This is a genomic window from Halorientalis marina, assembly GCF_023028345.1.
Taxonomy (GTDB): Archaea; Halobacteriota; Halobacteria; order Halobacteriales; family Haloarculaceae; genus Halorientalis; species Halorientalis marina.
Genome location: NZ_CP095490.1, coordinates 445,212 through 458,336, shown reverse-complemented (window position 1 = coordinate 458,336; position 13,125 = coordinate 445,212). Strand labels below are relative to the sequence as shown.

At 61.9% G+C, this 13,125-nt stretch carries 13 protein-coding genes and 3 pseudogenes; 15 read left to right on the top strand and 1 reads right to left on the bottom strand.

The window, feature by feature from the left end; genetic code table 11:
• Window positions 1-67 precede the first annotated feature (67 nt).
• The 15 genes and pseudogenes from MUG96_RS23620 to MUG96_RS23550 form a co-directional block, all read left to right on the top strand.
• Entirely contained in the window at window positions 68-1,078 is a 1,011-nt protein-coding gene (locus tag MUG96_RS23620; protein WP_246989609.1) for a DUF7282 domain-containing protein, read from the top strand.
• 220 nt (window positions 1,079-1,298) lie between these two features.
• Window positions 1,299-1,445, top strand: a pseudogene (locus MUG96_RS23615) (zinc ribbon domain-containing protein); the annotation flags it as partial.
• Window positions 1,446-1,576: 131 nt separating this feature from the next.
• On the top strand, window positions 1,577-3,112 hold the full coding sequence (locus MUG96_RS23610) for a metal ABC transporter solute-binding protein, Zn/Mn family (protein ID WP_246989608.1): 1,536 nt from the start codon (window positions 1,577-1,579) through the stop codon (window positions 3,110-3,112).
• Complete coding sequence (locus tag MUG96_RS23605; RefSeq protein ID WP_246989607.1) at window positions 3,109-3,330, top strand: DUF7511 domain-containing protein; 222 nt, start codon at window positions 3,109-3,111, stop codon at window positions 3,328-3,330. Before MUG96_RS23610 ends, MUG96_RS23605 begins: the two co-directional genes overlap by 4 nt.
• Window positions 3,327-4,094: a metal ABC transporter ATP-binding protein gene (locus tag MUG96_RS23600; RefSeq protein ID WP_246989606.1), complete on the top strand. Its 768-nt coding sequence runs from the start codon at window positions 3,327-3,329 to the stop codon at window positions 4,092-4,094. The genes MUG96_RS23605 and MUG96_RS23600 overlap by 4 nt, the downstream gene beginning before the upstream one ends.
• A 1-nt stretch (window position 4,095) precedes the next feature.
• Complete coding sequence (locus tag MUG96_RS23595; protein WP_246989605.1) at window positions 4,096-5,139, top strand: metal ABC transporter permease; 1,044 nt, start codon at window positions 4,096-4,098, stop codon at window positions 5,137-5,139.
• Window positions 5,123-6,391 carry an FAD/NAD(P)-binding protein gene (locus tag MUG96_RS23590; RefSeq protein ID WP_246989604.1) on the top strand — a complete coding sequence of 423 codons (1,269 nt, stop codon included), beginning with the start codon at window positions 5,123-5,125 and terminating at the stop codon, window positions 6,389-6,391. Before MUG96_RS23595 ends, MUG96_RS23590 begins: the two co-directional genes overlap by 17 nt.
• A gap of 254 nt (window positions 6,392-6,645) precedes the next feature.
• A complete protein-coding gene (locus tag MUG96_RS23585; protein WP_246989603.1) occupies window positions 6,646-7,329 on the top strand; it encodes an energy-coupling factor ABC transporter permease in 684 nt (227 codons plus the stop codon).
• Window positions 7,329-7,643 (top strand): cobalamin transport operon protein, encoded by a 315-nt coding sequence (locus MUG96_RS23580; RefSeq protein ID WP_246989602.1) that lies wholly within the window; start codon window positions 7,329-7,331, stop codon window positions 7,641-7,643. The genes MUG96_RS23585 and MUG96_RS23580 overlap by 1 nt, the downstream gene beginning before the upstream one ends.
• Before the next feature lie 4 nt (window positions 7,644-7,647).
• A complete protein-coding gene (locus MUG96_RS23575; RefSeq protein ID WP_246989601.1) occupies window positions 7,648-8,463 on the top strand; it encodes an energy-coupling factor transporter transmembrane component T family protein in 816 nt (271 codons plus the stop codon).
• Entirely contained in the window at window positions 8,460-9,338 is an 879-nt protein-coding gene (locus MUG96_RS23570) for an energy-coupling factor ABC transporter ATP-binding protein (protein WP_246989600.1), read from the top strand. The genes MUG96_RS23575 and MUG96_RS23570 overlap by 4 nt, the downstream gene beginning before the upstream one ends.
• Window positions 9,319-10,044: a DUF1405 domain-containing protein gene (locus MUG96_RS23565; protein ID WP_246989599.1), complete on the top strand. Its 726-nt coding sequence runs from the start codon at window positions 9,319-9,321 to the stop codon at window positions 10,042-10,044. The genes MUG96_RS23570 and MUG96_RS23565 overlap by 20 nt, the downstream gene beginning before the upstream one ends.
• Window positions 10,037-10,348: a gamma-glutamyl-gamma-aminobutyrate hydrolase family protein gene (locus tag MUG96_RS23560; RefSeq protein WP_246989598.1), complete on the top strand. Its 312-nt coding sequence runs from the start codon at window positions 10,037-10,039 to the stop codon at window positions 10,346-10,348. Before MUG96_RS23565 ends, MUG96_RS23560 begins: the two co-directional genes overlap by 8 nt.
• Before the next feature lie 28 nt (window positions 10,349-10,376).
• Window positions 10,377-11,210: an IS5 family transposase gene (locus MUG96_RS23555; RefSeq protein ID WP_246989597.1), complete on the top strand. Its 834-nt coding sequence runs from the start codon at window positions 10,377-10,379 to the stop codon at window positions 11,208-11,210.
• 33 nt (window positions 11,211-11,243) lie between these two features.
• Window positions 11,244-12,584 (top strand): annotated as a pseudogene (locus MUG96_RS23550) (transposase); the annotation flags it as partial.
• A 177-nt stretch (window positions 12,585-12,761) separates the two neighbouring features.
• Here the strand turns inward: MUG96_RS23550 and MUG96_RS23545 are convergent.
• A pseudogene (locus MUG96_RS23545) lies at window positions 12,762-13,118 on the bottom strand (site-specific integrase); the annotation flags it as partial.
• Window positions 13,119-13,125 lie beyond the last annotated feature (7 nt).

The following is a 13,125-nucleotide window of genomic DNA, read 5'->3' as shown; positions in this document are numbered from 1 at the left end:
TGGTTCGATCGTCGAATCCCGCGAGCCTCGGCAGAAGTCTTTAGAGGCGACACGCCGACCGCCCCGTATGCGCCGCTCGCTTTTTGATGCGGTCTTCTGTGCCCTTCTCCTCGTCGCGACAGTGCTGGTGGTGAGCGGTCCGGGATTGGCCCACATCAACGGGGTCGACGTCGACACACAGGTTTCGGCCGACGGAACGGTCAAGGTCGAGAGCGCGACCGCGCTTGTCGAGGGGTATCTCGTGGTCCACCGCGACAACGGTGGCAGTCCAGGCGAGGCTATCGGACACGTCCCAATCGCCGAAGGCGACGCTTTCAGACAGGGCATCGAAATTCCCGTCGACGAGCATATCTGGGCGGAGTGGGGCAACAATCGGACGGTGTGGATCGCACTCCACCGCGAGGCCGGCGCTGAGGGGTTCGATCCCGCTACCGACCCGATTCACCGGGGATTCACTGGGCTGATCCAGAAGCGTATTCGACTCGGGAAGGGCGACCGGCCCGCCAGCATCATGGCCGAGACCCCAGCGCCACAGCAGACGAACGGGACGGTCGTCGTTCGTCGGGTTGCGATGCCGGCCGATGGTGCAGTCGTTCTTCGGCCGACGACAACCAACGGGACCGGTTCCGTGGCCGGAACCCGATCTCTTCGCGCTGGCGTCCACCGAAACGTCACCGTCGAAGTTCGGGATGAAACCTTCGCTACACACGGGCGAATTGTCGATTTCGCCGCTCAGGTCTACGTCGGTGGGGCGACACCAGCGGCCTCCGGAGTTGAACCGGTCCGAGTCGCGAATGAGACGGTGAGGACGACGTTCCGGGTGAATCGGACCGGTTCGCTGAATGTCTCGATAAATCAGACCATCACTGCCGCGCCTTCCGTCCGTGATCCAGCGGTTGTGACGCCAACACCGACTACAACCCAATCGAATAACACGATATCGACAAGGGCGCCGAATCGAAGCGGCAGCACTCTGTCTGCGACGGTAACGAGTACGACGACAGGTCCAGGGTTCGGTGTCGTAATTACACTACTGGCACTCTGTCTCAGTTGCGCCGTCTATCGTCTAACGAGATGAATCTGAATCTGGCGGTCTCCTCGCGCACTATCTTGATTCAGCGAGAGAATCCCGCCCTTCCCGCGAAGGACGAGCGTTCCGACGCTCTGTCGGAACCGAGGACTGAGCAGGGCGGGAGTGAATCGCGGAAGCTCCGTGCCACAATCTCCGTGACTGTTGCCTGACTGAATATCCATGGTAGCAAAGCAGTATTAGCTACCGGTGATGGACCTGTCTCAGAGGGACCACCGACGACAGCCAGCGCGTAGAGCGCGGGCTGTACGTCTGCGAGGAGTGTGGACTGGTCACCAATGCCGACGTGAACGGAGCCGAGAACATCCGACAGAAGGTACTCCCGAATCTCGCCTGTGGCGGTGGAGATAGGAATAAGCCGACATCTCCTGTTTCACTCGATTAGGCAAGAGTCTTACATATCTCGCCATGTGGCCGAAGCCTGTTATTAAAACTGCTGTTAATAATCATAGCTCTTATTACCTAGCCGGCAAGTATTAATAATTGATGGCAGAACACACACGCCGACGATTCGTTACTGGTGGAATCGGAGCAGTCGCTGCAAGTGCCCTCGCTGGCTGTCTGGGTGGTGGTGGTGGGTCCAGCGGCACGACTGCCCAGGCGTCGTTTTTCGTGTTCGGTGATTTCGCCTCGAAAGTGGCTGGTGACACAGCGACTGGCGAGACGCTCGTTCCGGTGGGCCAGCACGGACACGGCTGGGAACCGGGGCCGAAAGTGCAACAGACCGTCCTGGAATCGGACCTGTTCGTTCACGGGATGGAGGACTTCCAGCCGTGGGCCGACGACATCGTCGAGACGATCGAATCCGACGACGCCGACGTCGCCCTCGTGAACGCCAGTGCCGGTGTCGACCTTCGTGAGGCCGGGCACGCTCACGAAGGAGAGCACGGCCACCAAGGCGAAGACGAACACGGTCACGATGACGAACACAGCGACGAGAGCGGACACGACCACGAAGGCAAACACGGCGGCTCGACCCCATGGGAGTGGGCTGGCCTGTATCACCTGGACGCCGGCACGTACACCTACGAGTTCGAGCAGGGGCCGGACCCACGGATGCACCTCGCCGTTCTCGCGACTGAGGAAGGTGGCGATCACGGCATCCACCACGTCGAAGAGACTGCACACTCGCTGTACGAGAGCGGTCACGACACACACACGTCGGTCGAAGCCGGTGGGACACTCACGCCGTCCTCCGAGTCGCTCTACACGCTCCAGTTCGTCGAGAGCGGGACGACGAGCTACCGTCTCCAGATCGAGTCAGCGGGACACTACGTGCTGTTCGCCCAGCACGTTCCCTCGGAGTTCAGCGCGACGCTGTCGAACGAGAGTGGCACGTCGATCTCGCCAGAAGTGACTGAAACGGCTGGTGGACACGACCACGAGGGCGAACACGGCCACGAAGGCGAAGGCGGCCACGAAACCGAAGGAGAACACGAGAGTGACGGCGACCACGACGGCGGACACGGCCACGATCACTCGGGCGGGATGGACCCACACTTCTGGATCGACCCGGTTCGGGCGAAGACGGCCGTCGACAACATTCAGCAGGGCTTTGCGAACGTCGATAGCGGGAACTCGTCCACGTACGAGAGCAACGCCAGCGCGTACAAGCAGGAACTCGACGACCTACACAGTTCGATGCAGAGCAGTCTCGACGGGGCCTCGAAGGACGTCGTCTTCGTCGCCGGGCACAACGCCTTCGGCTATCTCGGCGCTCGCTACGGGTTCGAGGTCGAGACGCTGACGAGCGTCTCGCCGGACGACGAGCCGACGCTGGAGGACATCGAGCAGGCACAGCAGATCATCGACGAACACGACCTCCAGTACGTCTGTTCGGACCCGCTGGAAAGTCAGACGGCGGCCAACCAGCTCGTCGCGGAAACTGATGCCGAGGAGGTACTCCCACTGACGCCTATTCCAGGACAGACCCAAGAGTGGGCTGACGAAGGGTGGGGATACGTCGAAGTCATGGAGAACGTCAACCTCCCTACCCTGGAGCAGGCACTCGACGCACGATGACGGGTGAGTGCGAGTCGCATCGACGTGAGACTGACCCGGACTGGGTCATCAGTCGTGACTGTGCCCAGCCACCGCAACTGGCGTCGACCGTCGTCAAGTCCGAAGATGGGCCGGCCCGGAGAACGATCTATCCGTCGGACGTGGACGAGATTTCGTTGCTGGCGCAGTGGCTGACGGCCGACGAGACGGATTTCGTCGACCTCGGGGAGTGGCGATGAACAGGACGACAGTGGAGACGGTTTCGGAGGCAGTCGTGACAATCGAGAACGCGTCCTATGCCTTCGCCGACCGTCCCGTGGTCGACGACGTCTCGCTCGAAATCGAGCCGGGCGCGTTCCTCGGCCTCGTCGGCCCGAATGGCTCGGGAAAGACCACGCTGGTCGAACTCATGCTCGGACTGCGCCGTCCGGACAGCGGAGCGGTTCGACTGTTCGGCGAGCCGGCATACGCGTTCGACGACGGCGAACGGGTCGCCTACGTCGCCCAGCACGCGACGAAAGAGGCCGGTCGCATGCCGGTCACCGTCCGCGAAGCTGTCACCATGGGTCGGTACCCCCACCGGCTCGTCGGTCGCTTCTCGTCGGCGGACCGACGAGCGATCGACGACGCGCTCGAACGCGTGGACCTGACCGACCTGACAGAGCGCCGAGTGGGCCGGCTGTCCGGTGGGCAGCGACAGCGGGTGTTCATTGCCCGCGCGCTGGCTGCAGAGGCTGACCTGCTCGTTCTCGACGAGCCGACGGTCGGCGTCGACGCCGAGTCACGGGAGGCGTTCTACAACCTCCTGCACGACCTGAACGCGACCGGGATCACCATCGTCCTCATCGAACACGACATCGGTGTCGTCACCAACCACGCGACGGAGATCGTCTGCATCAATCGGGAGCTGTACTTCGATGGCGACCCCGAGACGTTCGTCGAGACGAACGCCCTGGCCGACGCCTATGGGGCCGAACAGGCCGTGCTGGAACACGACCACTGACATGTTCGGAACTACCGCTCCGCTGCCGCTGTTCGCGTTCGCCCCGTTCGACTGGTTCCTCGATGACGCGTTCGGCTCGTTCATGGACGTGCTCGCGAGAGTGCTCGGGATGCCGGCACTCGAGTACGCCTTCATGCAGCGTGCCTATCTGGCCGCGATCTGTATCGGGGTTATCGGTCCGCTCGTCGGCACGTTCCTCGTCCACCGCGAGATGTCGATGATCGCGGACACACTCGCGCACACGGCCTTCGCCGGCGTTGCCGTGGGGCTGTTCGTCAACAACGCCCTCTCGCTGTCGCTCGCACCGATTCACAGCGCGCTCGTCGTTGCCGTCGGCACGGCGTTGCTCGTGGAACTGCTCGTCCAGTACGGCGACGTCTCGACCGATACCTCGCTAGCGATGGTGCTGACCGGCGGCTTCGCGCTGGGGAGCGTGCTCATCACAGCGACCGACGGTGGCATTGCAGTCGGCATCGACGCGTACCTCTTCGGCTCGCTCGCGACGGTCTCGAAGGCTAGCGTCGGTCTCCTCGTCCTCATGACTGGGCTCGTGTCGGCCGTGGTTGCGGTCGCCTACCGACCGCTGCTGTACGTCACTTTCGACGCGACGGCGGCACGGGCAGCAGGTCTCAGCGTCACCTGGTACAACCGATTGATGGTCGTCCTCACCGCTCTCGTCGTCGTCAGCGCCATGCAGGTCATGGGGGTCATCCTCGTCGCCGCATTGCTCGTCATTCCGGTTGCGACTGCCGACGGGTCCCGCAGTTTCAAGCGCTCACTTCTCGCGGGCGTCCTCGTGGCCGAAATCACCGTCGTCACGGGCGTGACGCTCTCCTACCAGTACGGGAGCGCAGCGGGAGGCACCATCGTCCTCACCGGAATTGGGCTCTACGTGCTGTCTCTGGGGTATCGGCGGCTTGGAATTCGGACGCGAATGCGGCACAGAACCGGCCGCGGGCGCCTCGGCAGGGTGTTCGAGCGTGTTCGCGGTAACGCCACTGGCGAACCGAAAGCCGATGGAGGGTCCGATGACGAAAGACGGTGAGACCCACCGCGACACTGCTGTCGTCATCGTCGGCTGTGGCATCCATGGGACGGCCCTCGCCGTCCGCCTGCTCGCGGAGACTGCTCTGACGACGGACGACATCCGCATCGTCGACGAACACGGGGAACCGCTCGCGGCCTTCGAGGCGAAGGCTCGACAGTGCGGGATGGAAACGCTCCGTTCGACGTACGTGCAGCACGTCTCACCGGAACCGTTCAGCCTCGAGTCGTTCGCCGAGGGGCGCGACCGAGAACAAGAACTGGTTCCGACCAGGAACTACCCGCCACGACCGACGCTATCACTGTTCCTTGACCACGCACAGTTCGTCGTGAATCGGTACGACCTCACGGACTCGCTCGTCGAAGCGCGGATGACTGACGTAACTCGACAGGACGACGGCGTCACGGTCGAGACGACAACTGGCTCGTTCGGTGCACACTCGCTCGTCCTGGCGGTCGGAATGGGCGACCAATACACGTGGCCGGCGTGGGCAGAGTCCATCTCGGCTGACGACCGAATCAGCCACGTCTGGGATGAGTCTTGGTCCCCAACGGAAGCTGGCATATCCGGGGAGACACTGGTCGTCGGTGGTGGCATCACGGCGGGACAGGTTGCAACCACGCTCGCCGAGCAGGGTGTTGCCGTGACGCTGTGTCACCGAACGGCAATCGAGACAGCCGAGTCCGAAGCGGACCCCTGCTGGATCAACTGGCGACACATCGAACGCGAACTGCACTGTTATCCGCCAGGCTCGGAACAACGCTATCGAACCGTGCAGCAGGCGCGGTACGACGGCACGATACCGCCGTACCTGCTCGACGACATCGAAGCGTGCAACCAACTCCAACGCCGATGCGGTACGATCGAAACGGTCGCACCGATTACCGATGGACTGCTGGTGCGGTTCTGCGACGGGACCAGTCGGACGGTCGCGCGCATCCTGCTCGCGACGGGGTTCGAGTCGCCATTCGACTCGTCGGTCGCCGCTCGCGTTGCCTCCGAACTCGATCTCGAACGCGGGTATCGCAACGTGCCGGTCCTCGACGACGAGACGCTGGTGTGGCGATGCCAGGACGGCGACGATTCTGCTGTGTACGTGTCCGGTGCACTCGCCGAGGGGACGGTTGGGCCAATCGCACGGAACGTCGTCGGCGCGAAGCGAGCCGGCGAGAGAATTGCGGCCACACTCACGGCTCGTAAGACGGTCGCATCAAGTCAGCGGACGGGCGGACGGTCAGTCGCCGACGACTGACCGTTTTCTGGTCACCACTAGCAGCGTCGAACTGTCTTCGACACGGTACCGTGGACACGGGAAAACAGGAGCAGAAACCGGGTCGCGAGTGCTACCCCGGCCCAGTAGTTCGGCTTGCGGACAGTTATCTAACCGACCTGGGAATGTGGACGTCGTCAGTAACAACTCGAGACCCACAAACGAGAATTAATAATAACTGCTACGGCGATAGAACGTAGATTTATTATATTTGCACTCTAGATTGCTAACTACACATGGCACATATCCATCTCGGAGAGGGCTCGTTCCCGCTGTGGGCACTGGTCCTCTGGACGCTCGTCGGCGTCGGACTGATCAGCGTCGTCACCTACCGCGTCCGGAAAGGCGGCATCAAAACCCAACATATCGCGCTCGCGGGCATCGGCGCGGCCGCGAGTTTCGCGGTCTTCCAGCTGAACCTGCCCGTGTGGGGCGGCATCCACATGAATCTCACCGGGCTGGTCGGCATCCTCGCGGGTCCGACCCTCGGGGCACTCGTTGCACTCGTTGTCAACATCTTCTCGGCGGCACTCGGCCACGGTGCGGTCGGCCTGCTCGGCGCGAACACGCTCGTGAACGCCACGGAAGCCATCGTCGCCTACTACATCTTCAAGACGCTGATGGGGATGGACTGGGACGTCTTCCCCGCGAGTGCCGGTGCCGCGACCATCGGTCTCTCGGCCGGCGCTCTCCTGATGGGTGCGATCATCGTCATCAGCGGCGTCAACGGCAGCGCACTCCCACGCGCGGACCTGACGGTCGCCGTGGCTGGCCTCGTCGGCCTCAACCTTGGCGTCGCAGTCATCGAGGGTATCCTGACCGGCTTTATCGTCCAGTTCCTCGCGTCGGTTCGACCCGACCTCGTGGGACTGACCGACCGCCAGCGCGGTGAGGACGAACCCGCAGGGGTGACCGCCTGATGCAGCGCTGGAAGCAGTACGGCAGTCTCGCCGCGCTGTTCGCGGTTGCCGTCGCGGCTGGGCTCTGGGGCTTCAGAGCGACTGGCGGTGCGCTTCCCTGGGCCAAGCGGTCCGCGAAGGCACTTCAGCGCGGTGTCAAAGAGAGTGGGGGCGCGTTGATCGATCCCGGTCGCGGGGTCATCATCGCCGGCCCGATCCGCAAGGGCGGCATGGTCATGGAGTTCGTCGGGCTGGTCGTCCTGCTGGTCGTCATCGGCATCGGCCTCTACGTCTACGCCAACCGGTATCGCGGCCTGGACGACAGGGCTGCCTGAGCCGATGACGACGCTCTCGAACCACGTTCCGGACCCACGACTCATCACGGCATACGCGGAACACCGCGATAGCCCGCTGCATCGCGTCAACCCGTGGACGAAGTTCGGCATCGTCGGCGCGCTCGTGCTAACGGTGACGGTGACAGACATGCTAGCGATCCTCGCGGGCGTGTACGCTGCGACGCTGGTCGTGTACGGCGTCGCCGGCCTGCCGTACCGGCGACTGGCGCTCTGGTACACGCTCCCGTTGCTGTTCATTGTCTCCGTTGCGGGTCCGCTCGCGTTCCTCGAACCCGGGACACCCATCGGCGGTGCGCTCGGGACGCCGCTTGGAGAATTGTCGGTTACCTGGGAAGGAGCGATCCTCTTCGCGGAGCTGTCCTGCCGGTCGCTGACCGTCGTGACGTTCGCGCTCACCGCGACGATGACAACCCGGTACGCCGACATCGCGTACCTGCTCGGGCGGACGCTTCCGAGCCCGATCGACCAGGTCGCCTTACTCACGTACCGGTTCACCTTCGTCATGATCGAGACGCTCGAAGACCTCGTAAAGGCTGTCCTCGCACGCGGTGCGAGCCTTTCGGAGTTCTGGGCGAACCGGCGCACCTACGCACGCATCCTCGGCATGACGCTGTTGACGGCCATCGAACGCTCCGAGCGGCTCGTCAAGTCGATGGAGGCCCGCGGCTACGACGGCGACATCACGCTCTACGGTGACGTTCCGCGCCCGCCCCTCCGTGAACTCGTCGCGGTCGTCGCGTGTTACGTCGCCGTCGTCGGCTACGCGCTGGTCGCCGTCTATGGGGTGGTGTCGCTATGAGTAGCGACGAGACGGGCGAGCCGTTAGTCGACCTCCACTGTGAGGCCCACACCTACCCCGACGGGACCGTCGGGATGCACGAGGTCGACTTCCAGGTCTACTCGGACGAAGTCGTCGCCCTCGTCGGCGGGAACGGCGCAGGGAAATCGACGCTGATGGAGCACCTGAACGCGACGCTCGTGCCCGACGACGGCGAACTCGTCGTCGATGGCACGCCGATCACCGAGGATAACAAAGCGCACGCGCGGAAGGAAGTCGGTTTCGTCTTCCAGGATGCCGATACACAACTCGTCGCGCCGACCGTGCTGGACGACGTGCTATTCGGCCTCCAGAACTATGGTGTTCCAGCCGACGAAGCACAGGAACGTGCGCGAGAGGCGTTAGCGACTGTCGACGCGAGCCATCTCGAAGACCGGATTCCTCACTACCTGAGTGGTGGTGAAAAACGCCTGGTGGGACTCGCTGGTGTGCTCGTGCTCGAACCCAGCGTGATCGTCCTCGACGAACCGCTTGCTGGCCTCGACCCAGAGCGCTCTCGTCTGGTCGCCGACCGCGTGCGGACGATTCACGAAGAAGGCATCAGCGTCGTCCTCTCGACGCACGACCTCGAGTTCGCAGCCGAGGTCGCAGACAGAATCTGCGTGATGCACGATGGGAACGTCATTGGGGAAGGCACACCACGTGAGGTGTTCTACGACCCCGAATTGCTCGCCAAAGCAAACCTCCACCCACCCAGTGCCGTCCGCGTTGCCCGTGACGCGGGACTGGGCACCGAAACGCAACCGGTCACGGAGGCTGAACTCGTCGAACTCCTTACTGGGAGTGAATCAGGACGGACTGCCACGTCGCAACTCGATGGACACAGAACAGACTGACGGCTGGTCCCGGTTTCTCGGGCCACCTATCAGGCGTGTCGAGAATGTGGCACTGGAGTACGCGTGGGTAATCGTCGGTATCAATCTGCTCGGGACAGTCTTTGGCTTCTGGTACTACATCCCTCAGTTCCGTCTCGAGCCACTCGCCGCGTGGCCAGTCGTTCCGGACAGCCCGATGGCAACGTTGTTTATCGCGCTCTCACTGGCACTCTACAAACTCGGGCGGCCGAACGAATACCTGAACGTGCTCGCGTTTTTCGGCTGTCTCAAACTCGGCCTCTGGACGCCGTACGTCCTGACGGTGTTCGCGGACGCGTTTCTCGCCACGGTCGTTGCACCGCCGCAGATCGTCCCGTTTCTGGGCCAGGCACTCGCGTCGAAGGCGATGTACGGCTTCTTGTTCGTGTCTCATCTCGGGATGGCTGCCGAGGCGTTCCTCGTCCGCAGGTACAGTGCATTCCCGCCCCGTGCGATTCTCGTCGCTGTCGTGTGGTACGGGTTCAACGATCTCGTGGATTATTTCGTCCCAATCGTCGGGACACCACATCATACTCTGCTCCCAGTTGAGCCAATCGTGGACGGAACAGTGCAGCACGTCTCACCAGCCCACGAGATTGCGGCGGCTGGTGCAGTTGTACTCACGATACTGGCGACAGTGTTGGCAGTGGTGATCCAGCGGATGAGCGATCAAACGAGTAATGACTGAGGGCTCGATCCAGCTAACGAACGCATATATCGTTGGAATAAAACTTCGAGCGCAGCTTCGAGACGGGACATCTCTCGAGGAGGCTATCAGTACTGTGGATGGACCTTTTGGGGAACTTACCGACCTGTATCCAGACTGGCACCCAGCCCCATACTGCTTCGAGGGGATTGTTCGGCTGTTTATTTATCGGGAAATCACAGGCGACAGCTATCGCAAACTTTCTCAGTACCCAGAATTAGCAGACGTGTTTGGATTAGAATGCTCTGTTGAATCCGATGACGGCGGCAGGATAGCGTCGCTCTGAAGGTGAAAGCGAAGCGGAAGAGCCGAGTGTGCCTAAACTCCTCTTCCGCTTCGTTAAACAAGCAGCATCGCTCGCTCAAAAGCGCTGTGCCGCCAGCCCCACGGCGGTGGTGAGCGATCCGGCTGGCAATGGATTTGCCGACTGGAAGCATCTCACGCTGCACTTTTTGCGCGTTCACATGGACGCGACCTACCGCGAACTCGTCGACTGGGCGAGCGAGATGGATCGTGTCCGCGCTCTCTTGCAGTTGTCCCGCTGGGGATTCCCGGCACCCTCGACGCTGTGCCGCTCGTTCGAGCGGGTGCCTACCCGTGTCTGGCGACAACTGCTCGACCGGTCGGCGGCCCGGTGCGATCCCGGCGACCACGGCGCGGTGGATGCCACGTTTTTCGACCGTGAGGCGGCATCCAGCCACTACCGGAGACGCTCGGATCACGACATACGCACGCTCAAAACGACGGCGCTGGTCGATACAGAGACGTGTGCCGTCCTGGACATCCATATCTCGGCACACTGGCCGCACGATACACAGGTGGGCCGTCGGGTGGCGCTGCGCAACACCGACGTGTTAGAGAATCTCGCCGGAGACAAAGGCTACGACGATCAGTCGCTACGGGACGCCCTCCGGTCGGAGGGCGTCCGGCCACTCATCAAACACCGGCTGTTCGCACACTACGACCACGCCCACAACGCACGGTTGGACAGCGAGGCTTACGGGCAGCGCTGGATGGCCGAAACCGCCTTCTCGGCCATCAAGCGCCGATACGGCTCCGCTGTCAGGCCGAGCGTCTGGTACCGCGAGTTCCGTGAACTGGTGCTGACCGCCGCCGTCTACAACCTCGAACAAGCTATCAAACGGTGATCGCTACGCTGTCCGTGGATTCAACAAAGCAGATTAGAACGAATACCGGGCGAGTCAGTTCTATCCCGAACGTGGCGGAACCGGTTCAATGGTACCGTTCAGAAATTCATCACTACTGCTTCCCACTATCTGGTGAAAGAAGTCCACGACGACGGGCTCTCAGTCCCGGCAGTTCGGCCGAAAGCAGAGGTTCTTACCCCAGAGAGGGATAGAATACCAGAAACCAATGGGAACCAGACTGAGATCGGCGATGCGTTCACTGACGAGGTGGTTCACCGAACTACTCGCCTTGCTCGTGAGCATGGCTTCGGTGGATTCGACTCGGGACGAGCCGAGAATGCCACCTACGACGACACACAATTTTTCGAGTTACAGACGTTCATGGGGATGGTCGGCTGTGGCACTGCCCAAGGTGCGTCGCGGTTTCAGGTACGTCGGGGTGAGGAGTACGGCCCGCACGGCGATACCCACCTGCGAACGCTGAAACAGTTCGCGCCAGCAGAGCTGATCGAGGGGTTTGATCAGGCCTGCGACCGCCTGCTCTCTGCTATCGCGTCGGAAACAGCGTTCCGACGACCGGTGACCGCGGCGATCGACATCACGACCGTGCCATACTACGGCGACGTGGAGGGGATGCCGATGGTCAGTGGGCTGACTCCGGAAGACCGAGCGTTCAAGTTTGCAACGCTATCGATCGTAGGACAGAATATTCCGCTAGTGTTAGCCGTTGAGCCAGTCCGTGAGAGTTCTGCGTGGGACGACAATCCACCGAACAAAGTTCATCGGATTGTCCGGCGATTAGTGAACCGAGCGAAAGAACACGTTCCCATCGAGACGGTGCTGTGCGACAGGGAGTTCGATTCGATGCGAGTGTACCAGACGCTCTCCAATCTCGATGTGAACTACCTGATTCCAAAGCGAATCGCCAGCACGGAGCAGGAAGCTATCGAGACGATGATCGAGGACAATCACGAGGTAGCCGTGGAATCAGCAGTCGTCGACGTTGAATTGGGGTCGCACCCGATGCGGTTTCTGTACGTGCCATCGACGAAGGGCGACGGAACAACCGTGTTCGCGACCAATCTTCGGGTCGGGCCGGACGAAGCCGAAACGTTCTGTCGGCGGTACAGCCGCCGCTGGCAGATCGAGAACGAGTACAAATCAATCAAGCACGACTTTCTCGCGAAGACATCCTCGAAGGACTACTGCATCAGGCTGTTCTACTTCGTGTTCGCGGTGTTACTGTACAATATTTGGCGGCTGACGGACTTTCTGCTGAAAGCGAGCGTTGACGGGGAAATGGAGTACGCACCAGTGCTCACAGCTGGTGAGTGTGTCGAGCGTGTCTGTGCAGGGCTGATTCCAGCTGACTGAGTTGCTGCTCTACAACGTGTCTGCCCAGCCGTGAGTGGCTACGCTGTTCTGGCTCCGATTTAGCGGTGCATTTTCTTGACATTTGGGCTGTACTGACTCCATTTTATCTCAACTCCCACTCGTATAACGTCGGATGTCGGCGATTCCGAGCGGAAATCGGCCCGAATACTACCATCCTCCGAAACTGTGACACCAGCCACACCACGCAGAGATATAGCGATAATAGGTTTGGACGGTGTTCTGCTTGAGACCACGGTCACCAGCGAGATGCCGGGCGTACTCCCGGAAGACGCGTTCGTCGAGATCGTCGAAGGTGGGCTCCCGGTCGACGTCGTCGGGGACGATCCCGGTCCAGTCGCCGGCGCCGCGGTCGCCGGCGGCCCACTCGGCGAACCGCTCGAGTTCGCGAGCGGCGTTTCGTCGATAGTTCCCACCGTCCCCACCGCGGCCTTTCCCTTTGTCCTGGAGATAGCGCTCGAAGGAACGCGTGAGCGCTGTCGTACCGTCGCGTGTCGATGAAGTGTTCTGATTCATACGGGTT

Excerpts from the sequence above, each read along its gene's own strand:
- MUG96_RS23620 (WP_246989609.1), top strand. The coding sequence starts at position 68 with ATGCGCCGCTCGCTTTTTGATGCGGTCTTCTGTGCCCTTCTCCTCGTC.
- MUG96_RS23610 (WP_246989608.1), top strand. The coding sequence starts at position 1,577 with ATGGCAGAACACACACGCCGACGATTCGTTACTGGTGGAATCGGAGCA.
- MUG96_RS23605 (WP_246989607.1), top strand. The coding sequence starts at position 3,109 with ATGACGGGTGAGTGCGAGTCGCATCGACGTGAGACTGACCCGGACTGG.
- MUG96_RS23600 (WP_246989606.1), top strand. The coding sequence starts at position 3,327 with ATGAACAGGACGACAGTGGAGACGGTTTCGGAGGCAGTCGTGACAATC.
- MUG96_RS23595 (WP_246989605.1), top strand. The coding sequence starts at position 4,096 with ATGTTCGGAACTACCGCTCCGCTGCCGCTGTTCGCGTTCGCCCCGTTC.
- MUG96_RS23590 (WP_246989604.1), top strand. The coding sequence starts at position 5,123 with ATGACGAAAGACGGTGAGACCCACCGCGACACTGCTGTCGTCATCGTC.
- MUG96_RS23585 (WP_246989603.1), top strand. The coding sequence starts at position 6,646 with ATGGCACATATCCATCTCGGAGAGGGCTCGTTCCCGCTGTGGGCACTG.
- MUG96_RS23580 (WP_246989602.1), top strand. The coding sequence starts at position 7,329 with ATGCAGCGCTGGAAGCAGTACGGCAGTCTCGCCGCGCTGTTCGCGGTT.
- MUG96_RS23575 (WP_246989601.1), top strand. The coding sequence starts at position 7,648 with ATGACGACGCTCTCGAACCACGTTCCGGACCCACGACTCATCACGGCA.
- MUG96_RS23570 (WP_246989600.1), top strand. The coding sequence starts at position 8,460 with ATGAGTAGCGACGAGACGGGCGAGCCGTTAGTCGACCTCCACTGTGAG.
- MUG96_RS23565 (WP_246989599.1), top strand. The coding sequence starts at position 9,319 with ATGGACACAGAACAGACTGACGGCTGGTCCCGGTTTCTCGGGCCACCT.
- MUG96_RS23560 (WP_246989598.1), top strand. The coding sequence starts at position 10,037 with ATGACTGAGGGCTCGATCCAGCTAACGAACGCATATATCGTTGGAATA.